This window comes from Burkholderia sp. Ac-20344, from assembly GCF_017104975.1.
Taxonomy (GTDB): domain Bacteria; phylum Pseudomonadota; class Gammaproteobacteria; order Burkholderiales; family Burkholderiaceae; genus Burkholderia.
Genome location: NZ_JAAGPP010000002.1, coordinates 106,903 through 132,345, shown reverse-complemented (window position 1 = coordinate 132,345; position 25,443 = coordinate 106,903). Strand labels below are relative to the sequence as shown.

At 67.9% G+C, this 25,443-nt stretch carries 27 protein-coding genes and 1 pseudogene; 10 read left to right on the top strand and 18 right to left on the bottom strand.

The genetic code is table 11. The features are described from left to right. Positions 1-54 precede the first annotated feature (54 nt). Both G3N64_RS01400 and G3N64_RS01395 read left to right on the top strand, forming a co-directional pair. On the top strand, positions 55-594 hold the full coding sequence (locus G3N64_RS01400; protein WP_205781986.1) for a hypothetical protein: 540 nt from the start codon (positions 55-57) through the stop codon (positions 592-594). A 120-nt stretch (positions 595-714) separates the two neighbouring features. Then, positions 715-2,061 (top strand): DUF2325 domain-containing protein, encoded by a 1,347-nt coding sequence (locus G3N64_RS01395; protein WP_205781985.1) that lies wholly within the window; start codon positions 715-717, stop codon positions 2,059-2,061. Positions 2,062-2,154: 93 nt separating this feature from the next. Here the strand turns inward: G3N64_RS01395 and G3N64_RS01390 are convergent, their stop codons facing one another. The 3 genes from G3N64_RS01390 to G3N64_RS01380 form a co-directional block, all read right to left on the bottom strand. After that, entirely contained in the window at positions 2,155-2,520 is a 366-nt protein-coding gene (locus tag G3N64_RS01390; protein ID WP_241020710.1) for a winged helix-turn-helix domain-containing protein, read from the bottom strand. Between the two features lie 170 nt (positions 2,521-2,690). Then, positions 2,691-3,854 (bottom strand): porin, encoded by a 1,164-nt coding sequence (locus G3N64_RS01385; protein WP_205781984.1) that lies wholly within the window; start codon positions 3,852-3,854, stop codon positions 2,691-2,693. Positions 3,855-4,127: 273 nt separating this feature from the next. After that, complete coding sequence (locus G3N64_RS01380; protein ID WP_205781983.1) at positions 4,128-4,433, bottom strand: hypothetical protein; 306 nt, start codon at positions 4,431-4,433, stop codon at positions 4,128-4,130. 180 nt (positions 4,434-4,613) lie between these two features. Between G3N64_RS01380 and G3N64_RS01375 the strand changes: the two genes are divergently transcribed. Continuing rightward, positions 4,614-5,204: a GNAT family N-acetyltransferase gene (locus G3N64_RS01375; protein WP_205781982.1), complete on the top strand. Its 591-nt coding sequence runs from the start codon at positions 4,614-4,616 to the stop codon at positions 5,202-5,204. A gap of 40 nt (positions 5,205-5,244) precedes the next feature. Here the strand turns inward: G3N64_RS01375 and tam are convergent, their stop codons facing one another. Further along, the gene (tam, locus tag G3N64_RS01370) at positions 5,245-6,030 is read right to left on the bottom strand and encodes a trans-aconitate 2-methyltransferase (RefSeq protein ID WP_205781981.1); all 786 of its coding nucleotides are present in this window, start codon (positions 6,028-6,030) and stop codon (positions 5,245-5,247) included. Between the two features lie 137 nt (positions 6,031-6,167). On the opposite strand from tam, the gene G3N64_RS01365 reads away from it, so the two are divergent. Then, positions 6,168-7,058, top strand: a complete 891-nt coding sequence (locus G3N64_RS01365; RefSeq protein ID WP_205781980.1) for a LysR family transcriptional regulator — start codon at positions 6,168-6,170, stop codon at positions 7,056-7,058. Positions 7,059-7,204: 146 nt separating this feature from the next. After that, on the top strand, positions 7,205-8,488 hold the full coding sequence (locus G3N64_RS01360) for a cystathionine gamma-synthase family protein (RefSeq protein WP_205781979.1): 1,284 nt from the start codon (positions 7,205-7,207) through the stop codon (positions 8,486-8,488). A gap of 189 nt (positions 8,489-8,677) precedes the next feature. On the opposite strand, the gene G3N64_RS01355 is transcribed toward G3N64_RS01360, so the two are convergent. The 4 genes from G3N64_RS01355 to G3N64_RS01340 all read right to left on the bottom strand — a co-directional run bounded on the left by G3N64_RS01355 (position 8,678) and on the right by G3N64_RS01340 (position 10,662). Further along, positions 8,678-9,112: a GNAT family N-acetyltransferase gene (locus G3N64_RS01355; protein WP_205781978.1), complete on the bottom strand. Its 435-nt coding sequence runs from the start codon at positions 9,110-9,112 to the stop codon at positions 8,678-8,680. A 115-nt stretch (positions 9,113-9,227) separates the two neighbouring features. Further along, positions 9,228-9,395 carry a hypothetical protein gene (locus tag G3N64_RS01350; RefSeq protein WP_241020709.1) on the bottom strand — a complete coding sequence of 56 codons (168 nt, stop codon included), beginning with the start codon at positions 9,393-9,395 and terminating at the stop codon, positions 9,228-9,230. A gap of 106 nt (positions 9,396-9,501) precedes the next feature. Then, positions 9,502-9,972 carry a cyanase gene (gene cynS / locus G3N64_RS01345; protein WP_205781977.1) on the bottom strand — a complete coding sequence of 157 codons (471 nt, stop codon included), beginning with the start codon at positions 9,970-9,972 and terminating at the stop codon, positions 9,502-9,504. Between the two features lie 30 nt (positions 9,973-10,002). Next, entirely contained in the window at positions 10,003-10,662 is a 660-nt protein-coding gene (locus G3N64_RS01340; RefSeq protein ID WP_205781976.1) for a carbonic anhydrase, read from the bottom strand. Positions 10,663-10,775: 113 nt separating this feature from the next. Between G3N64_RS01340 and cynR the strand changes: the two genes are divergently transcribed. Then, entirely contained in the window at positions 10,776-11,702 is a 927-nt protein-coding gene (gene cynR, locus G3N64_RS01335) for a transcriptional regulator CynR (protein WP_205781975.1), read from the top strand. A gap of 37 nt (positions 11,703-11,739) precedes the next feature. On the opposite strand, the gene G3N64_RS01330 is transcribed toward cynR, so the two are convergent. Next, positions 11,740-11,943 carry a hypothetical protein gene (locus G3N64_RS01330; RefSeq protein ID WP_205781974.1) on the bottom strand — a complete coding sequence of 68 codons (204 nt, stop codon included), beginning with the start codon at positions 11,941-11,943 and terminating at the stop codon, positions 11,740-11,742. A 34-nt stretch (positions 11,944-11,977) separates the two neighbouring features. Then, on the bottom strand, positions 11,978-13,297 hold the full coding sequence (locus G3N64_RS01325; RefSeq protein WP_205781973.1) for a DUF3422 domain-containing protein: 1,320 nt from the start codon (positions 13,295-13,297) through the stop codon (positions 11,978-11,980). A 161-nt stretch (positions 13,298-13,458) separates the two neighbouring features. On the opposite strand from G3N64_RS01325, the gene G3N64_RS01320 reads away from it, so the two are divergent. Beyond that, the gene (locus tag G3N64_RS01320; RefSeq protein WP_205781972.1) at positions 13,459-14,334 is read left to right on the top strand and encodes a LysR family transcriptional regulator; all 876 of its coding nucleotides are present in this window, start codon (positions 13,459-13,461) and stop codon (positions 14,332-14,334) included. On the opposite strand, the gene G3N64_RS01315 is transcribed toward G3N64_RS01320, so the two are convergent. Then, the gene (locus G3N64_RS01315) at positions 14,335-14,895 is read right to left on the bottom strand and encodes a hypothetical protein (protein WP_205781971.1); all 561 of its coding nucleotides are present in this window, start codon (positions 14,893-14,895) and stop codon (positions 14,335-14,337) included. Positions 14,896-15,036: 141 nt separating this feature from the next. After that, positions 15,037-15,387, bottom strand: coding sequence for a hypothetical protein (locus tag G3N64_RS01310; protein WP_205782026.1), 351 nt, complete (start codon positions 15,385-15,387; stop codon positions 15,037-15,039). A 522-nt stretch (positions 15,388-15,909) separates the two neighbouring features. Between G3N64_RS01310 and blaOXA the strand changes: the two genes are divergently transcribed. Together blaOXA and G3N64_RS01300 are read left to right on the top strand one after the other, a co-directional pair. Continuing rightward, the gene (gene blaOXA / locus G3N64_RS01305) at positions 15,910-16,719 is read left to right on the top strand and encodes an OXA-1043 family class D beta-lactamase (protein WP_205781970.1); all 810 of its coding nucleotides are present in this window, start codon (positions 15,910-15,912) and stop codon (positions 16,717-16,719) included. Beyond that, positions 16,716-17,855: an acyltransferase gene (locus tag G3N64_RS01300; protein ID WP_205781969.1), complete on the top strand. Its 1,140-nt coding sequence runs from the start codon at positions 16,716-16,718 to the stop codon at positions 17,853-17,855. The genes blaOXA and G3N64_RS01300 overlap by 4 nt, the downstream gene beginning before the upstream one ends. Before the next feature lie 120 nt (positions 17,856-17,975). Here G3N64_RS01300 and G3N64_RS01295 read toward each other — a convergent pair whose 3' ends face one another. The 4 genes from G3N64_RS01295 to G3N64_RS01280 form a co-directional block, all read right to left on the bottom strand. Further along, a complete protein-coding gene (locus tag G3N64_RS01295) occupies positions 17,976-18,728 on the bottom strand; it encodes a hypothetical protein (protein ID WP_205781968.1) in 753 nt (250 codons plus the stop codon). Between the two features lie 33 nt (positions 18,729-18,761). Next, entirely contained in the window at positions 18,762-20,153 is a 1,392-nt protein-coding gene (locus G3N64_RS01290; protein ID WP_205781967.1) for an alkaline phosphatase, read from the bottom strand. Between the two features lie 32 nt (positions 20,154-20,185). Next, positions 20,186-21,622, bottom strand: a complete 1,437-nt coding sequence (locus G3N64_RS01285) for an alkaline phosphatase (protein WP_205781966.1) — start codon at positions 21,620-21,622, stop codon at positions 20,186-20,188. A 154-nt stretch (positions 21,623-21,776) separates the two neighbouring features. Further along, positions 21,777-22,367 (bottom strand): methyltransferase domain-containing protein, encoded by a 591-nt coding sequence (locus G3N64_RS01280; RefSeq protein WP_205781965.1) that lies wholly within the window; start codon positions 22,365-22,367, stop codon positions 21,777-21,779. Between the two features lie 294 nt (positions 22,368-22,661). On the opposite strand from G3N64_RS01280, the pseudogene G3N64_RS01275 reads away from it, so the two are divergent. Beyond that, positions 22,662-23,027 (top strand): annotated as a pseudogene (locus G3N64_RS01275) (LysR substrate-binding domain-containing protein); the annotation flags it as partial. 79 nt (positions 23,028-23,106) lie between these two features. Here G3N64_RS01275 and G3N64_RS01270 read toward each other — a convergent pair. Beyond that, on the bottom strand, positions 23,107-23,547 hold the full coding sequence (locus tag G3N64_RS01270; RefSeq protein ID WP_205781963.1) for a GNAT family N-acetyltransferase: 441 nt from the start codon (positions 23,545-23,547) through the stop codon (positions 23,107-23,109). A gap of 103 nt (positions 23,548-23,650) precedes the next feature. Continuing rightward, on the bottom strand, positions 23,651-25,372 hold the full coding sequence (gene poxB, locus G3N64_RS01265; RefSeq protein ID WP_205781962.1) for a ubiquinone-dependent pyruvate dehydrogenase: 1,722 nt from the start codon (positions 25,370-25,372) through the stop codon (positions 23,651-23,653). Positions 25,373-25,443 lie beyond the last annotated feature (71 nt).

The following is a 25,443-nucleotide window of genomic DNA, read 5'->3' as shown; positions in this document are numbered from 1 at the left end:
GCACACGATATATTCCGTAGAATATATCGATACCTGCACTTCCGGAGATTCGCCATGCCCCGCACGCCGACGGATCGCGCCCCGCAGCGCGCCGCACGGGAACAGCCGCTCGCGCGCAAGATCCGCGCGCTCAGGCCGCTGTCGAGCGACGCGCGCGCGCAGCAGGTCACGGATGTCGTCGACGCGTTCCGGCGCCTGCGCGGCAGCGTCGTGCGCTTCATCCGGATGCTCTCGGCCGCATACGCGGAAGACACGCTGTCCGCCATGGGCTTTCGTGAGCTGCTGTCGACGCTCGAAGACGACGCCCGCACCGCCCGCTTCACACGCCTGCCCGAACTCGAACGGGCAATCGGCCACGCGCGCCGCCTCGAACGCACGCGCGACGACGTGTTCTCCGATTCGTTCAGCAACGACCCGGCCGCGATGCGCGATGCGGTCGCCGCGCTGGAGCGCGTCGACGTGCTGTTCGTCGGGCTGTGTGTCGAGTCCGTGATGGCGCGTCATGCGCCGGCATCCCGCTCCGTTTCGCCCGCGGCTCCGGCATCGGCCCCTGCCGCGCTGCCGCTCGCCGACCATTCAACCGCGCTCTGCTGACCGCGCCACACCGCGCTGCGCCGTGATTCCCCAGGAATTTCGATCGTTATATTCCGTAGTATATTTCGCGAATCTTTCGCGCATCCGTCTCCGGCTCGACCGTGCCGGACAGAGGTCAACATGCACGCTCCGCCCTTTCGCCTTGCCCGCACGGCGGATCTCTCGTCGCCTGGCGGTAACCTGCCCGCGGCAACCGGCACGCGGGCCGACACATGCTGCGCGCCGTCGCGCGCGCAACTGACCGAGCTGAAGCGCCGCGCGCGCCTGTCCGAGCTCGATGCGCACCTGCACTGCTCGATCATCGGCACCTGCCTGACCACGCACGAGCTGCGCAGGCTCGTGCCGAAGTTCACCGACCTCGACCGCCAGCACGCGACCGACCTCGACATCCATCATGCGGCCGTCGAACTCGCAATCGACGGCACGGCCGGCGCCAAGGCACTGCACAAGGCGCTCGACGAGCGCTACGCCGGCGCGATCCGCGCGTTCGACAGCGCGAAGGACGCGGACGAACTCCTCGCCCGCTGGAAGGAGGCCCTGAAGAGCGGCGACATTCCGCCTGCGTACTGGGCGCTGATGACGCATCCGCGCACGACGATGGGCGTGCGCCAGGCCGCGTTCGGCGACCTGCACATGCTGTCGCACCTGGTCGGCGCGGCCAATCGCGCCGATATCCGGCGGCTGGTCGCGCTGGAGGAAGAGAATGCGGCGCTGCACGCGAAGATCGAACGCCAGCAGGCGCGCCTGCATGACATGAGCATGCAGCGCGACGCGGCGCTGCAGGAACGGGATGCCTTCGCCGCGCGCCAGAACGCGCAGCCGCAGGCAGCCGAAAACGCATTGCGCGACGAAGTGCACGAACTGCGCGAAGCGCTGGCCGCGCGCGACGAACGGCTCGCGCTGCACACGAGCCGCCGCGAGGCGGCCGAGCAGCGGATCGCCGCGGAACAGGCGAGCGCTCGTGCGATGCGCGCGCGGCTCGACGACCTGATGGCGATGGTGAAGACGCTGCGCGCCGAAGCGAGCGCGATCGAACAGGCGGTGCAGGCGTCGGCGGACGATCCGGCCGAACGCGCGGCCGATCCGCTGTCGATCCTTCAGCGCACGCGTCTGGTGTACGTCGGCGGGCGCCCCGGCTCGAACCGCGCGATCAAGCGGATCGTCGCAACGGCGGGCGGCGAGGTGACGCTGCACGACGGCGGCATCGAGGATCGCAAGGGCCTGCTGGCCGCCGCGCTACCGGGCGCACACATGGTCGTGTTCCCGGTCGACTGTATCGACCACGATTCGATGAGCCTGCTCAAGCGCATCTGCGAGCGCCACCACATCGCGTACTACCCGCTGCGAACCGCGAGCGTCGCCAGCTTCGTCGAACTGATCGGGCGGCTCGATGCGCAGGCGCGCGATGTCATGGCGCGGGACGCCGCGACGGGCGACACGCCGCGCTTCTGCCTGCGGCACGGCTAAGGCCGGATTCGCTTCGCGTTTGTGCGCTCGGCCCGTCAGCGGAGCGGTACACGCCCGTAGTTAGCGTGACCGGGCCCCAGGCAAGCGCACCCTTCAGCGCCGCACCATTTTCGTGAGCGCGGCGATTTCGTCCGCGCAGGCTGCATAGGCCCGCTCCTCGATCCCGCGATAGAGACGGATGATCTCCTCGCCGACCGGCGTGAGCACGCTGCCGCCGCCGCTCTGCCCGCCATGCTCGGATACCGTCGCCGGCGATTTCAGCGAACGGTTCAACTCGTCCATCAGCAACCACGCACGCCGGTACGACATCTTCAGGCTGCGCGCCGCCGCCGAAATCGAACCGTGCTCGCGCACGGCTTCGAGCAGCGCGACCTTGCCCGGGCCGAGCGCGATCGTGTCGGCCTGCTGGATACGCATCCTGAACCGCACCTCAGGCTTGGGGTGTGCCGGAGTCTTCATGTTGACCTGCCCTTTGAACGATGCGGGCAAGCATACACGATGGCCGGTGCGACGCACGCCGGCCGCCTGCGCGCCGGCTCAGACCTCGAGCGCGCGCGCGACGATGCCGGCCAGCCGCTTCACGTGGCGCGATGCGGGCAGGATGTCGGCGCCGTCGCTCAGAACGCCGCTCAGAACCTGTGACGCAGGCCGATGCGCGTGACGAACTGCGTGTTCGCGCCCGCGTTGCCGATGAACGCCCCCGACGAGCCGATCTCGGCCTGCACCGGCACCACGCGGCCGTTGATCGTGTTGCTGCCCGACGCCTTCTGGTAGGCCGCGCTCACGTACACGTCCGTGCGCTTCGACAGCGCATAGTCGAGCGCGGCGTTGACCTGGTGCCACTTGCCGTCGAAGCGGCCGTCGAGCTTCGAGAACGTATAGCCGAGACCGCCGCTCAGGGCCGGCGTGAGCGCGTAGCGGCCGCCGATTTCGTAGTTGTTCAGCTTCGACGATTCGCCCGACAGCGGCACGAACTTCGTGTGCGTCCAGTTCGCCCACACGAGCGCCGCCGCGATCGCATAGCGCGCGCCGACGCCGACCGTCTCGAGGTCACGCAGCCCGAGCGTGTTGATGTTCGCGATGCTCACGCCGAACGCGGGCGTCGCGCCGTTCGGGAAACGAATGTTCGTGTACGCGGCACCGATGCCGAACGGCCCTTGCGCGTAGTTCGCGCCGAAGCTGTACGCGCTCGACGAACCCTGCGAACCGGTCGTGCCGGCCGTGGTCGGCGTGCCCGCGAACTGCGTCGAGTTCGAGAAACCGTACATCGCGCCGAACGTCAGGCCCGCGAAGTTCGCGCTCTGGAACTTCACCGCATTGTTGATGCGGCTCGACGTCAGCTGGTCGAGATCGTTGATGTGATACGCGTAGTTGCCGGCCGGCGTCTGGCTGCCCATCGAATAGTTCGCGCCGATGTAGTCGGTCGAGAACGCGTACTGGCGGCCGAACGTCAGCGAACCGATCCCGTTCTTCGACAGGCCGACGAACGCCTGCCGGCCGAAGATCGCGCCGCCCTGGCCGATCGTGCCGTCGCCGCTGCCGAAGCCGTTTTCCAGCACGAACAGCGCCTTCAGCCCGCCGCCGAGATCCTCGGTGCCGCGGATGCCCCAGCGGCTGCCCGACGCGACGCCGTCACCGTACTTGGCGAGCTTGCCGTGCCCGCCCGACGTCGCGACCTTGTTCGAATACGTGATACCCGCATCGATCAGCCCGTAGAGCGTGACGCTGCTTTGCGCATGTGCGGCGGTGCCGAACGTCCCGAGTGCGGCCGCGGCCACGATGGTCTTTTTCATGTTCCCTTCCTTTTGTTGTCGAGTTGTTGACGCGCGCGCCTGCGTCGCAGCGTGACGCGCGGCGTGTTGACGAAGAACCGGCTGATGAACGAGCGCAAGCCACGGGATCGCCGGACACGCAAACGCCTCATGCGCATGCACGATGTTCCGTCTCGATGCCGGTGTGGGCTTGCGGAAGCGGCATGCCATGGGGCGGCCGCTCGTGTTGCAGCGTCGAAAAGCATGCGCACCGGTTGCGCATGCCGCGACGACGCGTTGCTCCGGCGATGCAGGTCAGACGCTCTTCCGGCTTTCGTGGAGCAGATGGACGACGTAGCGCCTGACGACGCCACGGCCTTCGATATATCCGTCGGAATATATCGATTTGTCATGAAACGGTAAACGGTTATTCGGGTTCCCGTCGTCTTTCATCCACAGGCGATCGACTGCCACCCGGATCGACAACACGACGCAAGGCGGCCGGCATCGCACCGATGCCGGCACCGGGCCCACGCCGAAATCCAGCATAATCAGGCGGTTGAACGGGCGCCACAACCGGCGCGCGAACCCCGCACACGTTTGCGTCGCCGTCCGGTTCATGGCGTGCCCGCGTTACGCCGTCACGGAAGCCGCCCGTCTGTGCCGGGCTCGCGCGCGGCGAATTGTGTGGATGCAAAAGATCGAAGCAAGAACAAACTCGATGCGGCGGATATCGCGACGCCCCCGATCGCATCATGGCCCCCCCCCGCCGCCATCCCGCAGAAGACAGGACACCGACACATGGACCGAACCGAGCACATCAGCATCGAACAGACGAACGGGCTGCCCGCCGACGAACTGGACCGATGCGACTTCTCGTTCGACATCGCCTGGGAATTGAACGCGCCGTATCAGGACTTGCTCGATCTTCGCGCGCTGCCGGCGCGCCGCAAGCAGTACGGCTTCGATCCGGCCGGCTGGGCGGACGACGCGACCGGCAAGACGGCGCTCTTTCGCGCGACGGCCGGCGGCCGGCTCGCCGGGTTCGTGGCCATCGGCCAGAGCTGGAACGGGATGGCCGAGATCGCGGAGCTGGCCGTCGACCGCCACTGCCGGCGGCAAGGCATCGGGCAGTTGCTGCTGGCGGCCGCGGAATCGTGGGCACGCAGCCAAGGGTTCGGCTTCATGCGGCTGGAAACGCAGTCGAACAATGTCGCCGCGTGCAGCACGTATGCCCGCTCGGGCTTCGTGCTGGGCGGACACGATCGCCTGCTGTACGCCGGCGACGAGAACGAAGGTGAAGTGGCGCTGTTCTGGTACAAGGACCTGCGCGACGGGCAGACCGCACGGATCCGCACGGTCGACCCGGAATCGATGCGGCCGGTGCGCTGACGCGCCGCCGCCCCCGCGTCATGGCCGCGTCATTGCGGCATCACCTCCGCGTCGCGACGATGAACAGGCGCGGGAACGGCAGCAGCACGGAGCCGTCGGCGAGCGCCGGATAGCCGCCCGGGCCCGCGATCGCATCGCGATACTGCGCGAGAAACGCCGCGCGCTCGCCGTCGTCGAGCGCCGCGAGGAACGGCCGCAGCGCGCTGCCCTTGAACCATTCGACGACCGCGCCGGCACCGCCGCGCAGCGGGTGGTAGTAAGTCGTGCGCCACACGTCCACGCGCGAGCACAGCGGCGACAGCAGCGCGTGGTAGACACGCGCATCGAACCGCTCGGTGCGTGCCGCGCCCTTCAGCTTGTCCGCCCACGGCCCGGCCGCGGCGACCTCGCGCATCAACCGGTGCGCGGGTTCGTCGAGGTTGTCGGGCATCTGCACCGCAAGATGGCCACCCGGTGCGAGCCGGCCGACGAGCGCCGGAAACAGCGTGTCGTGCGCGGGTACCCATTGCAGCACCGCATTCGCGAGAATCAGGTCGTAGCCGCCGCGATCGTCCCATCCGGAAATATCCACGACATCGAAACGCAGGTTCGGCAGGCGCTTGCGCGCGGCGTCGATCATGTCCGCCGACGCATCGATCCCGTGAACCGTTGCGTCCGGCGCACGCGCGATCAGCGCCTCCGTCGAATTGCCGGGCCCGCAGCCGATGTCGATCGCGGTATGGATCGGCGTGTCCGGCACCGCGGCCAGCAGATCGCGGATCGGCCGCGTGCGTTCGTCCTCGAATTGCACGTACTGGGCGGCATATCGATCGAGTGGGGTCGTCATGTCGTTCCTCCTAGTCGGCGTGGACGGCCTTGCCCGCTCTGCACACGGGATGCCGGCGGCCGTCGATGCAACGCATTCTGCGATCGTCACGAAGTTCAGTAAAATGAATTTAATATCGTGATTGATTCAAAATTCTGATGAAAATCGATACGCTCGGTGTCCAGGCCTTCGTCGCGATCGCCGACGGCGGCAGCTTCCGGCAGGCAGCCGATACGCTCCACGTCACGCAAACAGCCATCACGCAGCGGCTGCGCAAGCTCGAAACCTTTCTCGGCGTCGCGCTCGTCGAGCGCACCACGCGCCGCACGACACTCACCGAAATCGGCCGGCGCTTCCTGCCGCAAGCGCGCCGGCTGCTGAACGAGCTGTCCGACGCGCTCACCGAAATTCGCGAAACCGGCCTGAGCCAGCGCGGCGACGTCACGATCGCGTGCGTGCCGACGGTCGGCGTGCAATACCTGCCGCGCATCCTGCGCGCGTTCTCCGCGCACCGTCCGCACGATCGCGTGAAGATCCTCGATCACGCGTCGGCGTCGGTGCTGCGGGCCGTGCTGCATCGCGAGGCCGAGTTCGGCATCGGCATCGCCGGCGACCAGCATCCCGAACTGGTCAACGTGCCGCTGACGCGCGATCCGTACGTGCTGGTATGTCGCGACGATCATCCGCTCGCGAAGCGGCGGCGCATTCGCTGGGCGGCACTGCAGCCGCATCCGCTGATCTTCGCCGGCGAAGTGAGCGGCAATCGCGGGCTGCTCGACGGCGCACTGAAGACGAGCGGCGTGTCGCTGTATTCGTTCTACGAAGTGCAGCGCAGCTCGACCGCGCTCGGGCTCGTCGCCGAAGGGCTCGGTGCAGCCGTGGTACCGAAGCTCGCGATCCAGAAGAATGCGTATCCGATGATCCGCACGATCGAGCTCGTCGAGCCGGCGGTGTCGCGCACGCTCGTGCTCGTCACCCGCAAGAGCGCGCAACTGTCGCCGGCCGCCCGTGCGTTGTACGACAGGATCGTCGAACAGGCGACACCCTGACGATAGTGTCAGGGGTGCGTCACGCCGCAGCGCCTTCGGGGTAGTATCGCCACACGCGGTCGCGACGACCGGTGCCTACCCGGCGCCGCACGCGTCATGCGACCGCTGCAACGGCCGTTCCTCCCCCCCCCTGCACGGAGCACTGCATGGCCTATCGCAACTACCACAAGCGCAAGATTGCAGACCGGGAACTCCATCCCGAAACCCAGATGATGTCGTACGGCTACGATCCGTTCCTGTCGGAAGGATCGGTGAAGCCGCCCGTGTTCCTCACGTCGACGTTCGCGTTCCGCACGGCCGAGGATGGCGCCGAATTCTTCGACGTCGTGGCCGGGCGCAAGCCTTCGCCCGAAGGCGAAAGCGCGGGCCTCGTCTACAGCCGCTTCAATCACCCGAACCTGGAGATCGTCGAGGATCGCCTCGCGCTGCTCGACGATTCCGAAGCCGCCGTCGTGACGTCGAGCGGCATGTCCGCGATCGCCGCGATCCTGCTGACGTTCCTGCGGCCGGGCGACTGCGTCGTCCAGTCCGTGCCGCTGTATGGCGGCACCGAAACGCTGATCTCGAAGTTCCTGCCCGAGTGGGGCATTCGCTCCGAAGTGATCGCCGACGGGCTGTCCACCAGCGCGATCCGCGCCGCGCTCGACGCGGCCGCGCAAAAGGGCCACGTGCGGATGTGCTACATCGAGACACCCGCCAACCCGACCAATACACTGTTCGACCTGGAAGGGCTGCGCGGCGAGATCGATGCATTCGAAGCACGCCACGGCTATCGCCCGCTGTCGGTCTGCGACAACACGCTGCTCGGGCCGCTGTACCAGAAGCCGTCGCGGCAAGGCATCGACCTGAGCGTGTACTCGCTGACGAAATACATCGGTGGGCATAGCGACCTCGTCGCCGGCGGCGTCACGGGCAGCCGCGACCTGATCACGAAGATCCGCTCGATCCGCAGCACGCTCGGCTCGCAGCTCGACCCGCACTCGTCGTGGATGATCACGCGCTCGATGGAAACGCTCGTGCTGCGCATGCAGCAGGCCGCGCGCAGCGGCAGCGCCGTCGCCCGCTGGCTCGCCGGCAATCCGCATCGCCCGGTGCGCGTGCTGCACCCCGAGCTCATCGACGATCCGGCCTACCAGGCCGTCTACCAGCGCCAGTGCAGCGGGCCCGGCTCGACGTTCGCGTTCATCCTCGACGGCGGCCGCGAGCAGGCGTTCAGGTTCATCAACCACCTGACGCTCTTCAAGTCCGCGGTCAGTCTCGGCGGCACGGAGTCGCTGATCTGCCATCCGGCGTCGACGACGCATTCGGGCGTGCCGGCCGATGCGCGTGCAGCGGCGGGCGTGTCGGAAGGGTTGATTCGCGTGTCGGTCGGGCTCGAACATCCGGACGACCTGATCGCCGACCTGTCGTACGCGCTGGAGCATTGCTGACGCGAGCGGTATGCGCCCCGTGCTGGTTCGCACGGGGCGGCTCCCTCCGGCGCGGGGCCGGCATTCAGTGACGCCGCCCGCGCCCGGACGCCGACGCCCGGACGCCGACGCCCGGACGCCGACGCCCGGACGCCAGCGTTCGCACCGCGCCATCGTGCTTGCCGCGCGACGCGAGCCGGCTGAACCGGGTCAAAGCACCTTGACCATGAACACCCGCGACGTGCCTTCCGGCTCGCACGGCACTTCGCCGAACGCTTCGTAGCCCTGCTTCCGGTAGAAATCCGGCGCCTGAAACGAGATCGTGTAGAGCACCGCACGCGCGCACCCGCGTCGTTTCGCTTCCGCTTCGGCCTCGCGCAGCAGCCGGCTGCCGAATCCGCCGCCGCGCAGCGATTCGGGCAGGTAGAACAGGTCGATGAAGAAGAGACCGAGCGACGTGCGCCCCGTCAGGCCGCCCACGATCTCGCCGGTCGCGGGATCGGTGACGTACACGTCGAGTGTCGCCGCGTCGGCACGCCCCGTCATCGCGTGATTGAATTCGCCGAGCTTGCGGCTGATGAAGTCGCGTGCGGCCGGCTGCTCGGTGTCGGTGAGCCGGATGGAAACGTCGGGTTGCGTAGTCATGGAGCCGGTGCGGTCGAGAAGAGGCGCCGCCGGGCATGCAACACCTGGGGCGGGAATCGTTCGACTATAGCGCGTCGCCCGGCATGCCGTGCCGACGCGTCCGCCACCGACTTCTTCACGTATCGCACGGCCAACCGACCGCGGTCGGGTCGCTGGTCTGCACAACGAGGTTCGCGCTCCCCGCGACGATCTCGCCGTCGCGGACGATCACCGTCGCGAACGGGCGGCCGCCCTCTTCCACGTTCTTCGTCGCAAGATCGATCGAGCGTTTCACAACATCCATGGCTGCGTCCTCGTTGAAACGGAATGGCGGGAACGTGCGCCGGCCGGCAACCGATGCACGTCGGGCGGAACCTGCGCGGCACCGCTGCCGCGGCGCCGCGCCGGCGTCAGAACGGCTTGGTCGGCAGGTACTTGCCGTCGAGCGTGATCACCGCGCGCGAACCGCCTTCGGGATCGTCGACCTTCTTCACATCGAGCCGGAAATTGATCGCGCTGATGATGCCGTCGCCGAACTTCTCGTGAACGAGCGCCTTCAGCGTCGTGCCGTACACCTGCAGCATTTCGTAGAAACGGTAGATCGTCGGATCGGTCGGCACGCGATCGTCGATGCTGCCGCGCAGCGGGATCGTCTGCAACAGCAGCACCGCATCGTCGTCGAGGCCGAGCTTGTCGGCGACGCTGCGCGCCGCTTCCGCCGGCAGCGCGTGCTGACCGAGCAGCGCGGCCGTCACGAACGCTTCGCTCAGGCCCGTGCCTTCGGTGAGCTGCGCGAACGACAGGTCCTTGCGCGCCTTCGCGAGCACGACGGTCTCCGCGAGCGCGTGGCGGGCAGTCTGACTGAGTTGGGACTGGATCATGGCAATTCCTCGTGGTTGGGTGGGAGCGATTCAAGCCGCGACGGGGAGCGTCGCGGGTGTGGCGCGGACCTCGGGATGGCCCGCCAGGGAGACGAACCGGCCGGTCGCGCCGTCGTAGGCGTCGATACAGCCCGATTCGATGTCGTAGACCCAGCCGTGCAGCGCGAGACGCCCTTCTTCGAGCGCGAGCCGCACGGCGGGGTGCGTCTTCAGGTTCGCCAGTTGCGCGACGACGTTCTCACGCACCATCGAGTCGATCCGCTCGCGTTCGCTGCGATGCGTGCGCGCCTCGTTCACGACGCGCGCCGAATCGGCGTAGCGCAGCCAGTGGCCGACGGCCGGCATGTGGTCCATGCACTCGCAGGTGGCAATCGCGGTCATCGCGCCGCAATCGGAATGGCCGCAGATCACGACGTCGGTCACGCGCAGCGCGGCCACCGCGTATTCGACCGACGCCGACACGCCACCCGGCTCGGGGCCGTACGACGGCACGATGTTGCCGGCATTGCGGATCACGAACAGGTCGCCCGGCTCGCGCTGCGTGACGAGTTCGGGCACGAGCCGGCTGTCCGAGCACGAGATGAACAGCGCCCGCGGGTTCTGGCTGCTCGCGAGATCGCGGAACAGCGCGGCGCGCTCCGGATAGGCGTCGCGCTGGAACTTCAGGAAGCCTTCGATGATGTCCTTCATCGTGTGTTCTCCGGTGTGGATGAAATCGATGAAGGGCAGGTTACGCCGGACTTCCAATAACGTAAAAGACTGATTTATGATCCAGTGGATAAGCTGGACTTATAGGAACCGCCATGCTGCTGCGTCATATCCACTACTTCCTGGCCGTCGCCGAGCACCACAGCTTCACGCGCGCGGCCGCCGCGCTGCATGTGTCGCAGCCCGCGCTGTCCCAGCAGATCCGCCAGCTCGAGGAGACGCTCGGCGCGCAACTGTTCGACCGCACCGGGCGCGTGACGCGGCTGACCGACGCCGGCGACGTGTATTTCCGCTATGCGCGGCAGGCGCTGCACGATCTCGCGGAAGGCCGGCGCGCGATTCACGACGTGCAGGATCTCAGCCGCGGCTCGCTGCGGATCGCGGTCACGCCGACCTTCACGAGCTATCTCGTCGGGCCGCTGGTCGAGACGTTTCACGGCCGCTATCCGGATGTGTCGTTGTCGGTGCGCGAGATGTCGCAGGAACGTATCGAGGCGCTGCTCGTCGACGACGAGCTCGATGTCGGCATCGCGTTCGACGAAGTGCAGACGGCGGATATCGAAGCGGAAACGCTGCTGGTCGAAACGCTCGCGCTCGTCGTGAACCGCGAGCATGCGCTCGCCGCGAAGCGCAAGGCTGGCCTGCGCGCGCTGCACGACGCGCCGCTCGTATTGCTCACGGCCGAGTTCGCGACCCGCGTGCAAACCGACCGCTATTTCCGCGAGCACGACGTGCGGCCGCGCGTGTTGATGGAAGCGAATTCGCTGGGGGCGGTGATCGAGATCGTGCGCCGCACGAACCTCGCGACGCTGCTGCCCGCGACGATCGCGACCGGGCACGACGAACTCGTCGCCATCGCGCTCGATCCGGCCGTCCTGCGGCGCACGGCCGTGCTGCTGCAGCGCAAGGGCGCGTACCGGAGCGCAGCCGCGCGCGCGTTCGTCGAACTGGCGCTCGCGCTGGGGAAAGGGAAAAAGGAAGGCGAACCACGCCCGGCGCGCCCCAGGACGGCCGGACGCTGAACGCCAGCGTTGCCCCGGACCGGGGCAAGCAATCGCGTCAGTTGTACCCGAGAATCGCCACCGCCGCGACGTCCGGCCGGTCGATCGTATTCCCGACGAGCGACGTCATCGGCTCCTGCAGCACGGCCTGATACGACGTCACGCGCGCTTCCTCGAGCACACCCGCGTCATCCGGTGCCGGCTCGTCGAATGCGGCATCGAAGCCGCTGTAAAACCCCGGTTGCTTCTGCGAAAAAGTCATCTCCACTCCTTTACCTGATCATGTTTTAGATGTTCTAACCGACTTGCTTCAATGCCGCCGCATGAACCGGCGAGCTGTCATGCGCAGCCTCCGATCGCGCCAGCTGCGCGCGCGTGCGCCGTGTGATGTGAATCACCGCGAACACGACCGGCGCGATCAGCAGGCCTTCCGCCAGTTCGGGATCGACCGGCAGGTTCATCACGTGCAGCGCCTTGAACGCCGCCGTCGCGAGCGACAGCACGTAGTACGAAATGGCCGCCACCGACAGCCCCTCCACCGCGTGCTGCAAGTGAAGCTGATTGCGCGCGGTGCGTTCCATGCCTGCCAGCAGGCGCGTCACGTCCTTTTCCTGCGCGAGGTTCACGCGCGTGCGCAGCAGGTCGACCGCCCGAGCGATCCGTGCGGCGATCTGCTCGTGGCGCGCCCATACGCTGCGGCAGGTTTCCATCGCCGGCGCGAAACGCCGCTCCATGAACTCGGCGATCGTCGGCATCCCTTCGATGCGCTCCTCGCGCAACTCGTGGATGCGCGCCAGCACGAGCTTTTCGTACGCACGCGACGCGCTGAAGCGCGCCCCCGATCCCGACAGCGATTCGACCCGCACCGCGAGATGCGTGAGCTTGACGAGCAGCGCCGCGTCGTCGCCGTCTGCGCCGTTCGCGTCCATCCGCTGCATCAATGCATGCAGCGCCGCATGGATCTCGTCGAGCTCGCGGCTCATCCGGCGCGCGACGGGCAACGCCAGCAGCGCCATCATCCGGTACGTTTCGATTTCATACAGGCGCTGCAGCAGCCGGCCGCCCTGCTCCTCGCGGAAATCCTCGTCGACGACGAGAAAGCGCATGAAGCCGTCGTCGCGCACGTGCCAGTCGCAGAACACCTTGCCGCCGCCGAGCACGTTGCTGCCGACGAGCGCGGGCCCGTCGATCCAGCGGCGCAGGTCGCCACACACGCGCCGCGCGGCGTCGCCCGTGAGCAACTCCATGCGCACCGCGACGAAGCGGATGCCGGCGAGCCGAGCGAACCACGCGGCCGGAATGCCTTCGATCGCGAGATCGTCGAAATAGCCGGTGTCGCGGCGCGGCGCGACGAACGTGAAGGTCGAGAATTCGGTGTGGCGCTCCCACTTCAGGTGCCAGCCGCTCGGCGACTGCACCGCGTAGTGCGTCGCGCCTTCGTGCGGCGCGGCGATGCCGGTATCGCGGCACAGCGCGTGCAGCAGCGTTTCGTGGATGTCGGGCTGGCCGTCCGCGTAGATCGCGTAATGCGTGAGCGACACGGCTTCGGCGAGCCGCAGGAACGGCCGGGCATGCAATTCCGCGGCCAGTGCGGCGCGCAACGGATGGTCCATCATCGATACACCACGCTTTCCTGTTCAGTCCTGCACGCCGGATCGACCGGCCCGGGCACCGCGCCGCCCTCGGGCGAAACGTCAGCGTGATCGCACTATGGCAGACACACAGCAACAATAAAAACGCATAATGCTGATCGTTACGTTCAGTTTTCCTGATACCCATGAAGATGCTCGATCACGACGTGCTGGCCACCGTCGTCGCCGTCGCGGAGACCGGCAACATGACCCGCGCCGCCGAGGCCGTGAACCGCTCGCAGTCGGCCGTCAGCATGCAGATCAAGAGCCTGGAAGACGCGATCGGCCGGCCGCTGTTCGTACGCAAGCCGCGCAGCATCGTGCCGACACGCGAAGGCGAGGTGCTGCTGGGATTCGCCAGACGAATGCTGGCGCTGCGCGACGAGGCGTGGGCGGCCGTGGTGCGGCCGGAAGTGACGGGTAAAGTCGTGATCGGCGTGCCGGACGACTATGCGTCGTCGCTGCTGCCGTCGGTCCTGAAGAAATTCTCGGCAACCTACCCGAAAGTCGAGATCCAGGTGATGGGGCTGCCGAGCAGCGCGCTCGCGCCGCTGATCAAGGACGGCACCGTCGATCTCGTCTGCGGCACGCGCATCAAGGGGCTGTCCGGCGACTTCATCCGCCACGAGCCGATGGCGTGGGCTGCGATGACGAACGGGCCGCGCGTGTGGGAAGAGCGGCCGCTGCCGATCGCGGTGTTCATGCCGGGCAGCGTCGCGCGCGAGAACGCGATCCGCAGCCTCGAGCGCGCGAAGGTGCCGTACCGCACCTCCTATGAAAGCCCGAGCCTGCTGGGGCTGCTCAGCATGGTCGAGGCCGGCCTCGCGGTCGCGCCGCTCGCGCGCTGCGCGATTCCCGCGCAACTGTCGATGCTCGGCCGCTCGCACGGGCTGCCCGACCTGCCGCCGCTCGAGCTGATCCTCGCGCGCAGCACCAAATCGAAGCGGCCGCCGTGCGACTTTCTCGCGGAACAGCTGATGGAAGACCTGCAGCGGCAGACGGGGCAAACCGGCGACGCGTGATCAGCGCATCGCGCCGAACCCGGCCGCGCCCAGCGCCGCGTTGACATTCGCGGCCACCGCATCGACGAGTGCTTCGAGCGTATCGCCGCGCACCTGCGTGTGTTCCGGAACGACGTGCTCCGTGCGTTGCCAGCCCCACTGCGCGCCCGACGCGACCGACAGCGTCGCGCCGAAGCGGTTGCCGTGGCGGCGGCCGAAAGTGCTCACGCGCTGCTCGGCCACATAGTCCTGTTCGGGCAGGCAAAGCCGGATCTCGACCGCGACCTGGTCGCGATCGTTGACGCGCGCGGCCGGGCTCACCGTCGCGGCGAACACCTTGCCGATCCGCCAGGTCACGCAGGTTTCCCACGCCGCGAGCGGCCCGCCGTCCGCGTCGACCCGCTCGGTGTCGACCGACCAATGATGCCTGTCGGGCACGACGATCGCCTGATGCAGCAGCACTTCAGCCACGCGCACCGTCGTCACGAGCTGACGCGCGAGCTGCTGGCCCGACGGCAGCGACGCCGTCCGCACACGGCGGCGTTCCGGCCGCGCGACAGGCACTGCTTCCATGAGGTCCATGCCCCCTCCGTATTCAGGATCGGCGCCGCGCACGCGGTGCCGCTCGCCTGTCCGCCGCCTGCGGGCGAACAGCACGGCGACCGGCGATCGGGCGGCGGATCGGACAAGCCATCGAGGAACGAGCAATAACCGTTCCCCGCTTCACCGCGCCTTCGGCCCGACGCGCAACCGGCGCGCGACCGGCCCGATCACCGCATCGGCCTGCTGCGCGATCAGCATGTGCAGCGTGAAATCCAGGTCTTCCGGCGCGATGTCGAAGTGCACGTGGACCACGTCGCGTACGGCGCGCGCGCTGACGACGTACACCCCGAGCGGGGAATGCAGCAGCGCCGCGAGCCGCGCGTGCGCGCGTTCGCCGGAGTCGGCCGTCAAAGTGACGGGCAACTGCAGGCGCGGGCGCGGCGGCGGGAACGGAATGACGTTGTTGCGTGCGCCGGCGCGCAACTGGCGGCCGGCGACATTGAAGGCAGGAACAGGATGAATGAAGGTCATGGCGCGGACGGGAGCCGTCTCGGCTGTTCGACACATCCCCAGCTTAGAAGAGACCGCATAAACGGCGTGCAAAAAAACACACCGCCGATGCAAAAAACGGCATACGGGGCACGACACGGCTTCGGGCATCGGCTGGCCGTGCGGCAGTCATTCACGCGCGGTGGCCGTGCGTCTCGTGCTGCGCCACAAGTTCTGACGCAGCCCGGTTCTCCATGCTTCACGCGGCACCCGCGCCGGTCGGCCCGAAGTGTCTTCGCCCGCTCGCAAGCGCAAGCCTGCCGGCGGGCTTTTCATGCGCGCCGCAACACGCGATCGGCCATTGCCGTCGAAGCCGGCAAAAAACGTACGATTGGCCCGTCAATCGTGATAGGTCAATGGACGACGATCCGTCGATACACTGTGACCCTCCGCGACGGCCGCCATCCAGCGACATGCTCGATGCCGGCCGTCGCCGCCATTGCGCACGGCCTGCCGCCTTCCACCCGCACCGCACGCAAACCGCCCATCCCCGAGGAGTGTCACTTGAAGCACTGGCGCCGCGCACTGTTCACCTTCGCCACCGGCCTTCTGGCCGCTGCGACTTCCCATGCCCGCCCGATCTGCACCGTCGTCGCCGACGCCGCCACCGGCCAGGTGCTCGTGCAGCAAGGCGACTGCGCGACGCGCGTGACGTCGGCGTCGACGTTCAAGGTGGCGATCAGCCTGATGGGCTACGACGCCGGCGTCCTGAAGGACGAGCACACGCCAACGCTCGACTTCCGCGCCGGCTACCCCGACTGGGGCGGCGCGCCGTGGCGCGAGCCGACCGACCCGGCACGCTGGATGAAGCTGTCGATCTTCTGGTATTCGGAACAGGTCGCGCAGGCGCTCGGTCAGGCACGCTTCCAGCAGTACACGAACGCATTCGGCTATGGCAACGCGGACGTCACCAGCAAGCAGGGCGAGCTGAGCGGCGTGATGGGTGCGTGGGCCAACTCGTCGCTGCAGATCTCGCCGCTCGAACAGGTCGCGTTCATGCGCAAGATCGTGCGCCGAACGCTGCCCGTCAGCGCGCACGCGTACGACATGACCGAACGCATCACGCTGCTCGACGCGCAGCCGGGCGGCTGGACCGTGCACGGCAAGACGGGCACGGGCTCGCCGGGCCTCAAGTACGACGGCGAGCATGCGTATGGCTGGTTCGTCGGCTGGGCGACCAAGGGGCCGCGCACGCTCGTGTTCGCGAACCTGATCCAGGACGACAAGCGGCAAACGCCGAATGCAGGCATCCGCTCCCGCGATACGTTCCTGGCGGCGCTGCCTGCCCTCGCCGAACCGGGCCGCCCGCAATGAGCACCGGCCCGCGCAACGCGCGGATCGACCTGCTGCGCGGCGTGTCGATCGTGCTCGTCCTGCTGCATCACTTCAACATCCCCTACTCGTTGCGCGACACGTCGCTCGCGCACGTATTCGGCTGGGATGCGGTGCATGCGGTGGCGCGCAACGGCAACTACGGCGTGACGATGTTCTTCGTGATCTCCGGCTACCTGATCACGTCGAATGCGCGGCGCCGCTGGGGCCACCTCGGCGCGGTCGACGTGCGCGCGTTCTACGTGTCGCGCGTCGCGCGCATCGTCCCGTGCCTGCTCCTGCTGCTCGCGCTCGTCAACGGCCTCGCGGCGGCCGGCGTGCCGATCTTCCAGAACCATGCGCCACAAGGCATCGCCGTGTCGTTCTGGCTCGTGAATCTCGCCTCGCTGACGTTCTGGATGAACGTGCTGATCGGCGCCTACGGGTGGGTCAACTACGCGCTCGGCGTGCTGTGGTCGCTGTCGGTCGAAGAGGTGTTCTACCTGTCGTTTCCGCTGTTGTGCATCGCGCTGCGCCGCGAGGCGCGGCTGGTCGCGTTCTGGGCGGTCATCGCCGCGATCGGGCCCGTGTACCGCTTCACGCACGCCGGCGACGAAGGCGGGTTCCTCTATGCGTACTTCGCATCGTTCGACGGCATCGCGATCGGCTGCTGCACCGCGTTGCTGGCCGAGCGCATGAACCGGCAGCGGCTGGCCGCACCGTTCGTGCAGTGGCCCGTCGCGGCAGCAATGGCCGCGCTCTATCTGGCCTGGCCGATCGCGGAAAGCCATGTCGCCGGCGTCACCGCGATGGCGCTCGGCACCGCCGTGCTGCTGATCGGCGCGCACGTCGGCGGCACGCGCGCGCATGGCCGCCTGCTCGCGCCGTTGCACCGGGCCGGCAAGCTCAGCTACGAGCTGTACCTGTTCCACCTGATCGTGCTCGGCGGCCTGCGCACGCTCTGGCCGCCATCGGCTACGCATGGCGACACGAAGCTGCTGTTGCTGATTGCGTATCTGCTGCTGTCGGCGGTGCTGAGCGCGGCGATCGCGCGCGGCTATGCGACACCGCTCGACCGTTTCATCAAGCGAATCGCGTCGCGGCCTTCAGCGCGCGTGCCGGACGGCGCGCGCTTCTAGCGTGTCATCGGCAACGGCTGCCGGTTAGCCGCGAAAAAACGGCCAGGGCCCGGCCGTATCGCTTGACGATACCGGCCGGCCTGACCGCGAGTCCCGCGTACGAACAGTCGAAATCGCCGATCAGTCGAGATAATCCGCGTATTCCTTGCGCGTATAGCTGGCGAGCGTCTGCCACGGCAAAGTAGCCCGCCGCGCGGCCGGCGCCGGTGTCAGCGTCAGCTTGCGCACGACGCGGCCGTCGGCGCTCCGGTACTCGACCGACAGCGGCGCCTGCAGCGTCTCGCTCCACAGGATCCGGTTCACGCCGCGCGCGCCGGGCGTGTCGACCGCCTGCTCGTACCAGCGGGTGCCGGGCGCGTCGCCGCGCGTCGCGACCGCGAGCCGCTTCAACTGCGACGGCGGCGTGACGTAGTACGCGTTGTCCCACGAACCGTCGAAGCCCGTGGTTTCGTACTCGGCCGGCGGCACGCTGACGACCGTCCGGTTCGACGCGTCCACGTACTCGATACGTGCCGTCTTGCCGTCGTACGTCACGTGCCGCGCGGCCGCCTGAAAGTTGAAATGCTTGTGGCCTGCGTGCGCGGCGGCCGGCTGCACGCCGGCGCGCTGCGGGGTCTCGCGCACACCGCCCGCGTCGTGGTCATGGTCGTGATCGTCGCCGTGACCGCCTGCCGCCGCGACGGGCAGCACGCGTTCGACCCAGACGTGCCCGTCGCGCCGCACCATCCGTTCGCGATACATCGTCGTGCGCGTCACGCCGTCGGCCGTCAGCGTGCGGCTCTCGTGCTGCAGCACGGCGTCGAGGTCCGCCGCTGCAAAGGCGGGCAGCGTCACCCACCCGCAGGCGAGCGCACAGAGTAGCTGGCGTTTCATCGAAGATTCCCGTCCATCGTCAAGTCGCCGGGCTCAGAAACCGAACGCCGAGCGCACGAGACCGAACACCTTCGTATTGTCGATCGTGCCCTTGAACGCCTTCGCATCCGCGCCGTCGGCGAACAGCATCACGTCGCCGCCGCCGTGCGTCTCCGAGCCCGCGCTGCCCATCCGCACGCCGACTTCCTGCAGATACGCGTCGTTCGTCGCCGTGGCCGAATCGACCGACGCGCGCACGTTCGGCCGGTTCGCGCCGTTGCCGAACACCAGCGTCGTGTAGGTATTGCCGTCGGCGTCCTTGCTCGGCTGGCCGTCGCGGTAATTGCGGCTGATGTCGAGAATCGGGTTGCCGCGCTTCGAATAGCCGTTGATCGTCATCGTGTGGTCGTGGTCGGCCGTCACGACGATCAGCGTGTTCGACAGGTCGACCTTCGACAACGCGACGCGGATCGCTTCATCGAACGCCGCCGTGTCTTCGAGCGCGCGCTTCGCGTTGGTGCCGTGCAGCGCGTGGTCGATCCGGCCGCCTTCGACCATCAGGAAGTAGCCGTTCGAATGCTTCGACAGCACGTCGATCGCCTTCGACGTCATCTCGGCAAGGCTCGGCTGCGACGGCCCTTCACCCTTGCCCGCCACGCGGTCCAGCTCGTACTCGAGATGGCTCGTCGAACTGAACAGGCCGACCAGCTTCCCGTTGCCGGCCTGCGCGAGCTGATCCTTCGACGCCACGACCGTGTAGCCCTTCGCCTTCATCTCGTCGAGCAGGTTGCGCCCGTCCGCGCGGCCGCGCTTGTTGGCTACCGGATCGAACGGTGTCCAGTGGTTGCGGCCGCCGCCCATCAGCACGTCGACGCCGTCGCCGAGCGCCGCGTTGTAGCCTGCACCGCCCGGCGCCGCCTGCGCGGCGATGTCGTACTGCGCATCGCGATGGCAGATGTGCGAATAGGTCGCGGCCGGCGTCGCGTGCGTGAGCTCGGTCGTCGTGATCGCGCCGACCGCCTTGCCGCGCGCCTTCGCGAGCTCCAGCAGCGTCGCGACCGGCTGGCCGTTGCCCGGCGTGCAGTTGTTGACGGTCTTGTTGCCGTTCGCATCGTTGCCCGGCGCGACCGCGCGCGTGTCGGACGACATCGACAGCACTTCGTTGTTCATCTTCACGCCGGTCATGTACGCGGCCATCGACGGCGCGCTGTCGGTCGTCTGCGCGTCGTTCGAGAAGGTCTTGACGCGCGCGGTGCGGGCCAGCTTCTCCATCGTCAGTTGTCCCGACTCGCCGACCTTGTAGATCCGGCTCGCCGTCACGGTCGTCGGCCCCATGCCGTCGCCGAGAAAGAAGATCACGTTCTTCGCCTGGCCGGCAGCGTGCGCCGCGCCGCATGCGAAACCCGCGACGGCCAGCGCCGCCGCGATGCACTTGATGGTCGACATCCTGTATTCCCCTGTACCCGTATGGTCGGCGCTCACAGCTGCACCGCGTTGCGCACCAGCTCGAAGACCTTGTTGTTCTCGATCACGCCGTGGAACGCATCCGCGCCGCGGCCGATCGCACCGAGGAACACATCGGTGCCGCCGTGCGTCTCGCTGCCCTTGTCCATGCGCACGACCGCCTCCTGGCGGTAGTCGTCGGCGCCCGTTACCGCGTCGGTGAGCGCGGTGCCCGCGCGGCTGCCCTGCACGCGGTTCTCGCCGTTGCCGAAGCCGATGATCGTGTACGGCGCGCCGTCCGCGTCCTTCGCAACCGCACCCGTCTGGTAGCTGCGCAGCACGCCCAGCACGCCGGGCTTGCCCGCCTCCGTCTTGCCGGTGCGCGCCGCATAGCCGTTCAGCACCAGCGTGTGATCGTGATCGGCCGTGACGACGATCAGCGTGTTCTTCAGGTCGGGATCGGTCTTGCGCACCTTGTCGATCGTCGCCTTGATCGCGTTGTCGAACGCAACCGTGTCCTGCAGTGCGCGCTTCGCATTGGTGTCGTGCAGCGCGTGGTCGATCCGGCCGCCTTCGACCATCAGGAAATAGCCGTTCGGGTTCTTCTGCAGCACGTCGAGCGCGCGCGTCGCCATGTCGGTGAGGCTCGGCTCCTTCGTCGCGCCGCGATCGAGGTCGTAGCTCATGTGGCTCGACGAGAACAGGCCGACCAGCTTGCCGCCCTTCGTCGCGTCGGCTGCCAGCAGGTCGTCGCGGTTCTGCGCGAACGCATAGCCCTTCGCCTTCAGCTCGTTGACGAGGTTGCGCCCGTCGGTGCGCTTGCCGCCGCCGTCCTTCGGCACGAAGAATTGCGTGCCGCCGCCGAGCACGACGTCGACGCCGTCGCCCAGCGCGCCGTTATAGCCCGCGCCGCCCGGCACGAGCTGCGCCGCGATGTCGTTCTCGGCGTCGCGATGGCACACGTGCGCATACGTCGCAGCGGGCGTGGCGTGCGTGACGCGCGTGGTCGTCACGACACCGGTAGCCAGCCCCTGCGCCTTCGCGATCTCGAGCAGTGTCGTCGCCGACTTGCCGTTGTTCGCGCCGCAGTTGCCGGTGAGGCCGGCGGTCGGCTCGATCGCCTTCGTGTCGGGCGACATCGAGATCACTTCGTTGTTGGTCTTGACGCCGGTCATGTACGCCGACATCGACGGCGCACTGTCCGTCACCTGCGCATCGTTGGAATAGGTCTTCACGAACGCGGATTCGGGCAGCGTGTCGATCGTCAGCGCGCCGTCTTCACCGACCGCAAAGATGCGCGCGGCCGTGAGCGTCGTCATCCCCATGCCGTCGCCGAGGAAAAAGATCACGTTGCGCGCGGCCAGCGGCTTCACGGGGCCGGGCGCCGTGCTGGTCGGGCCGTCGTCGCTGCCGCATCCGGCCAGTGCAAAGGCGCCGGCACCCAGCAGCGCCGCCAGTTTGATTCGATTCATGTCGCCGGTTCCCCCCGCCATTGATGCTTTCGAAATGAAAGGCGATGGTAGGAACCTGATGTGACGGCAATGTGAATGGAAATTGGAAGGATTGGAAGGGCTTATGAAAGGAAATGGCGAGGCGCCACCGCCGGGCGCCCCGCATGCGGCGGTGTCATTCCGCGTGTTCGGCGGTGATGCTGCGCACGGTCACGATGCGCGCAGGCGGAATATTTGCCCAGACGATCCGGCTGCCGCAGGCAACAAATGCCGAGTCGCCCAGCGGATGACGGCCGGGCGGCCGCAGGTCGTACGTGAACTGGATCATCACGCCGTCGGCCGACAGCACGCGATGGCACTGGTCGACGATCGCCGTCACGTCCTGCCGCGGCAGCGTGCGCAGCGGCAGGCACGACACGATCGCGTCGACGCGCGCATCGGGCGGCAGCAGCCGCTCCAGCTGCCGCGCGTCGCCCGACACGATCGAGATGCCCGGAAAGCGTCGCCGCAGATGCTGGACGAACGCCGGCGAACGCTCGACCACGACGAGCCGCTGCGGTGCGACGCCGCGTTCGAGCAATGCCGCGGTGATCGCGCCGGTGCCGCCGCCGAGCTCGACGACCAGCCCGCCGCCGTCCGGCACCGCGTCGGCCATCTCGCGCGCCAGTTGCCGCGAACTCGGGCACAACGCGCCCACCGCGGCCGGACGGCCGACCCACTCGCGCACGAACAGTGCCGAGACACGCCACGCGTTCGGCCACATCATGGGCAGCCCTTGAGCAGTTGCGCCGTCAGCGGCGACGTGCCGGCGCGTTCGTGGAACAGGGCTACGGCGACACGGGGCTTCGGCATGCGCATCCTCCTGGACGAATCGGTCCGCCGCAGGAAGAGCGACGATCAAATCGATTCTAGGAAACGCAATCTTAAGGCGACGTGAAGATTGTCCCTGATTCTCCTGATCAATTCGTGCCTGATCGGCTGCCGAAGCCCGATCGGCGGTCGATGCGCAGCTGGAAGTGCGCGGGATAGCGCTCGCCGACGATCCTGATCTGCTGCAGCGCCGCAGGCACGGCCACCGGCTCTCATGCAGCACCGGTGCATCCGCTACCGGTTCGAAAGCGGCGCGCTCTATCGATGGGACCTGATCCGCAAGGGCAAGCGCGTCAGCGTGGATGTCGACGGGCCGATGACGCTCGGCAACCCGGGGCTGATGATCGATGCCGCGCTGGCCGGCAGCGGCATCGCGTGCGTGACGGAATCGCGCGTGGCCGATCTCGTCGCCACCAGGCGGCTCGTGCGCGCATTGCCGGCATGGAGCCAGGATTTCGGTGCGCCGTGCCTCTACTATCCGCCTGCTGCGCTGCGGCTGTTCGTCGAAGCCGTGCGCGAGGGGTTGGCGGCCGGCCGCGACGCGGCGCCGGCCTGAGCGCAAGCACAAGCGCTCCGCAACATCATCGCGACTGATGCCGAGCCGCGCGGCACACGGGTCCTGCCTGCGCTCCGGCTCAGCGCGTGGCGCGCATCAGGATGTTCGCGAACGGCAAGCCCTCGTCGTCCTCGTCGCGCCGCGAAATTTCCTCGAAGCCGAGCCGCGCGTAGAACGCGCAGGCATCGCGATTGTCGGCGTACACCTCGAGATCGAGCACGCCCTTGAGCGCAAGCGCATGCTCGACCAGCGCGCGGCCGATCCCGCGGCCCTGCATCGCCGGCGCGACGAACAATCCGCCGATCGACGCGTCGAGCAGGCCGATGAAGCCGACCGGCTCGCCTGCCCGATACGCGACCCAGGTTTCCGCGTCGGGCAGATAAACCGTTTCGATCAGCGTGCGCTGCTCGCGCAGCCGCGCCTCGCCAAGAAACGGATGCGCGAGCAGCGACGCGTCGAACCAGATGGCCGACAGCGTGTGCAGGTCGGATGCCTCGTAGGCGCGAATCTCGATTGCCATGTTTTCGTGTTGTTCAATTCGCGCTGCGGCGACGAACGCGCCCCGGCGCGTTCGTCGCCGCGGTATGCCGCGCGCTGCCCGAAGCCTCACGCGCGGCGCCGTCTCACCGCAGGTTGGTTCTCGCCAGCTCGACGATCTCGTCGCCGCGCCCGCTGAGGATCGCGCGCAGCATGAACAGGCTGAAGCCCTTCGCATGCGCGAGTTCGATCTTCGGCGGCATCGCGAGTTCGTACTTCGACGTGACGACGTCGACCACGGCCGGCCCGTCATGCGCGAACGCCATGCGCAGCGCTTCTTCGACGTTCTCCGAATGCTCGACGCGCACGCTGAAGATGCCCGCGCCCTTCGCGATCGCCGCGAAGTCGGTCGGGCTCAGGTCGACGTTCGTGTCGAGATAGCCGGCCGCCTTCAGCTCCATCGACACGAAGCCGAGCAGGCTGTTGTTGTACACGACGATCTTGACCGGCAGCTTGAGCTGGCGCGCGGTGAGCAGGTCGCCGAGCAGCATCGACAGCCCGCCGTCGCCGGACAGCGACACCACCTGCCGCCCCGGATGCGCCCCCTGCGCGCCGAGCGCCTGCGGCATCGCATTCGCCATCGACCCGTGATTGAACGAGCCGTGCAGTTGCCGCTTGCCGTTCATCGTCAGGTAGCGCGCGGCCCACAGCGTCGGCGTGCCGACGTCGGCCGTGAAGATCGCGTCTTCCGCCGCGACTTCGTCGACGATCTTCGTCAGGTATTGCGGATGGATCGCGCGGCCCGGCGGCTCGGCCACCGCGAGATCGTCGAGCCCCTTGCGCGCGGCCGCGTAGTGCTTCAGCGCGTTCTCGAGGAAGCGCCGCTGGGTCTTGCGCGTCAAGCGCGGCAGCAGCGCCGCGATCGTTTCCTTCACGGTGCCGACGAGCCCGAGCGCGAGCGGCGCGCGATGGCCGAGCTGCGAGCCCTTCCAGTCGATCTGCACGACCTTCGCGTTCGACGGATAGAACGGCCGGTACGGGAAGTCCGTGCCGAGCATCAGCAGCGTGTCGCACGATTCCATCGCGTGATAGCCCGAACTGAAGCCGATCAGCCCTGTCATCCCGACGTCGAACGGGTTGTCCCATTCGACGAACTGCTTGCCGCGCAGCGCGTGCACGACCGGTGCGCCAAGCGTGTCGGCCAGTGCAACCACCTCGTCGTGCGCGCCCTGCGTGCCGCTGCCGCACAGCAGCGTGACCGCGTCGGACGCGTTGAGCAGCGCCGCGAGCCGGTCGAGATCGGCATCGGCCGGCAGGATCGACGGCGGGGCCGATTCGCTCCACGCCGGCGGCTCTTCCGGGCCGTCGCCGAGCGCGATGTCGCCCGGCAGCACGATCACCGCGACGCCGCGTTCCTCGATCGCCGTGCGCATCGCCCGCGCGAGCACGCGCGGGAACTGCGACGCGTTGGTCACGAGCTCCGCGAAGTGGCTGCATTCGCGGAACAGCTCCTGCGGATGGGTTTCCTGGAAGTAGCCGAGACCGATCTCGGTCGACGGAATGTGCGCGGCGATCGCGAGCACCGGCTGGTGATTGCGGTGGCAGTCGTACAAGCCGTTGATCAGGTGCAGGTTGCCGGGGCCGCAACTGCCCGCGCACACCGCGAGCCGCCCGGTCGACGCGGCGTCCGCGCCGGCCGCGAACGCGGCGCTTTCCTCGTGCCGCGTATGCATCCAGCGGATCGAGCCGATCTGGCTCAGGCTGAACGACAGGCCGTTCAGGCTGTCGCCCGTCACGCCCCAGATGCGCTCGACGCCCGCTGCCGCCAGCGTCTTCGCCAGGTATTCCGCCATCGTCTGTCTTGCCATGGTGCCCTCGCTCGTTGATGGGTCGTCACACGAATGAACCGACTCCGGTGGCCTCCCGTGCCACGGAACGG

Excerpts from the sequence above, each read along its gene's own strand:
- G3N64_RS01270 (WP_205781963.1), bottom strand. The coding sequence starts at position 23,547 with ATGGCAATCGAGATTCGCGCCTACGAGGCATCCGACCTGCACACGCTG.
- G3N64_RS01400 (WP_205781986.1), top strand. The coding sequence starts at position 55 with ATGCCCCGCACGCCGACGGATCGCGCCCCGCAGCGCGCCGCACGGGAA.
- G3N64_RS01280 (WP_205781965.1), bottom strand. The coding sequence starts at position 22,367 with ATGATGTGGCCGAACGCGTGGCGTGTCTCGGCACTGTTCGTGCGCGAG.
- G3N64_RS01285 (WP_205781966.1), bottom strand. The coding sequence starts at position 21,622 with ATGAATCGAATCAAACTGGCGGCGCTGCTGGGTGCCGGCGCCTTTGCA.
- G3N64_RS01315 (WP_205781971.1), bottom strand. The coding sequence starts at position 14,895 with ATGGACCTCATGGAAGCAGTGCCTGTCGCGCGGCCGGAACGCCGCCGT.
- cynR (WP_205781975.1), top strand. The coding sequence starts at position 10,776 with ATGCTGCTGCGTCATATCCACTACTTCCTGGCCGTCGCCGAGCACCAC.
- G3N64_RS01290 (WP_205781967.1), bottom strand. The coding sequence starts at position 20,153 with ATGTCGACCATCAAGTGCATCGCGGCGGCGCTGGCCGTCGCGGGTTTC.
- G3N64_RS01380 (WP_205781983.1), bottom strand. The coding sequence starts at position 4,433 with ATGAACCGGACGGCGACGCAAACGTGTGCGGGGTTCGCGCGCCGGTTG.
- G3N64_RS01350 (WP_241020709.1), bottom strand. The coding sequence starts at position 9,395 with ATGGATGTTGTGAAACGCTCGATCGATCTTGCGACGAAGAACGTGGAA.
- G3N64_RS01300 (WP_205781969.1), top strand. The coding sequence starts at position 16,716 with ATGAGCACCGGCCCGCGCAACGCGCGGATCGACCTGCTGCGCGGCGTG.
- G3N64_RS01385 (WP_205781984.1), bottom strand. The coding sequence starts at position 3,854 with ATGAAAAAGACCATCGTGGCCGCGGCCGCACTCGGGACGTTCGGCACC.
- tam (WP_205781981.1), bottom strand. The coding sequence starts at position 6,030 with ATGACGACCCCACTCGATCGATATGCCGCCCAGTACGTGCAATTCGAG.
- G3N64_RS01320 (WP_205781972.1), top strand. The coding sequence starts at position 13,459 with ATGAAGATGCTCGATCACGACGTGCTGGCCACCGTCGTCGCCGTCGCG.
- G3N64_RS01340 (WP_205781976.1), bottom strand. The coding sequence starts at position 10,662 with ATGAAGGACATCATCGAAGGCTTCCTGAAGTTCCAGCGCGACGCCTAT.
- G3N64_RS01395 (WP_205781985.1), top strand. The coding sequence starts at position 715 with ATGCACGCTCCGCCCTTTCGCCTTGCCCGCACGGCGGATCTCTCGTCG.
- G3N64_RS01355 (WP_205781978.1), bottom strand. The coding sequence starts at position 9,112 with ATGACTACGCAACCCGACGTTTCCATCCGGCTCACCGACACCGAGCAG.
- G3N64_RS01390 (WP_241020710.1), bottom strand. The coding sequence starts at position 2,520 with ATGAAGACTCCGGCACACCCCAAGCCTGAGGTGCGGTTCAGGATGCGT.
- poxB (WP_205781962.1), bottom strand. The coding sequence starts at position 25,372 with ATGGCAAGACAGACGATGGCGGAATACCTGGCGAAGACGCTGGCGGCA.
- cynS (WP_205781977.1), bottom strand. The coding sequence starts at position 9,972 with ATGATCCAGTCCCAACTCAGTCAGACTGCCCGCCACGCGCTCGCGGAG.
- G3N64_RS01375 (WP_205781982.1), top strand. The coding sequence starts at position 4,614 with ATGGACCGAACCGAGCACATCAGCATCGAACAGACGAACGGGCTGCCC.
- G3N64_RS01295 (WP_205781968.1), bottom strand. The coding sequence starts at position 18,728 with ATGAAACGCCAGCTACTCTGTGCGCTCGCCTGCGGGTGGGTGACGCTG.
- G3N64_RS01360 (WP_205781979.1), top strand. The coding sequence starts at position 7,205 with ATGGCCTATCGCAACTACCACAAGCGCAAGATTGCAGACCGGGAACTC.
- G3N64_RS01310 (WP_205782026.1), bottom strand. The coding sequence starts at position 15,387 with ATGACCTTCATTCATCCTGTTCCTGCCTTCAATGTCGCCGGCCGCCAG.
- G3N64_RS01365 (WP_205781980.1), top strand. The coding sequence starts at position 6,168 with ATGAAAATCGATACGCTCGGTGTCCAGGCCTTCGTCGCGATCGCCGAC.
- G3N64_RS01330 (WP_205781974.1), bottom strand. The coding sequence starts at position 11,943 with ATGACTTTTTCGCAGAAGCAACCGGGGTTTTACAGCGGCTTCGATGCC.
- G3N64_RS01325 (WP_205781973.1), bottom strand. The coding sequence starts at position 13,297 with ATGATGGACCATCCGTTGCGCGCCGCACTGGCCGCGGAATTGCATGCC.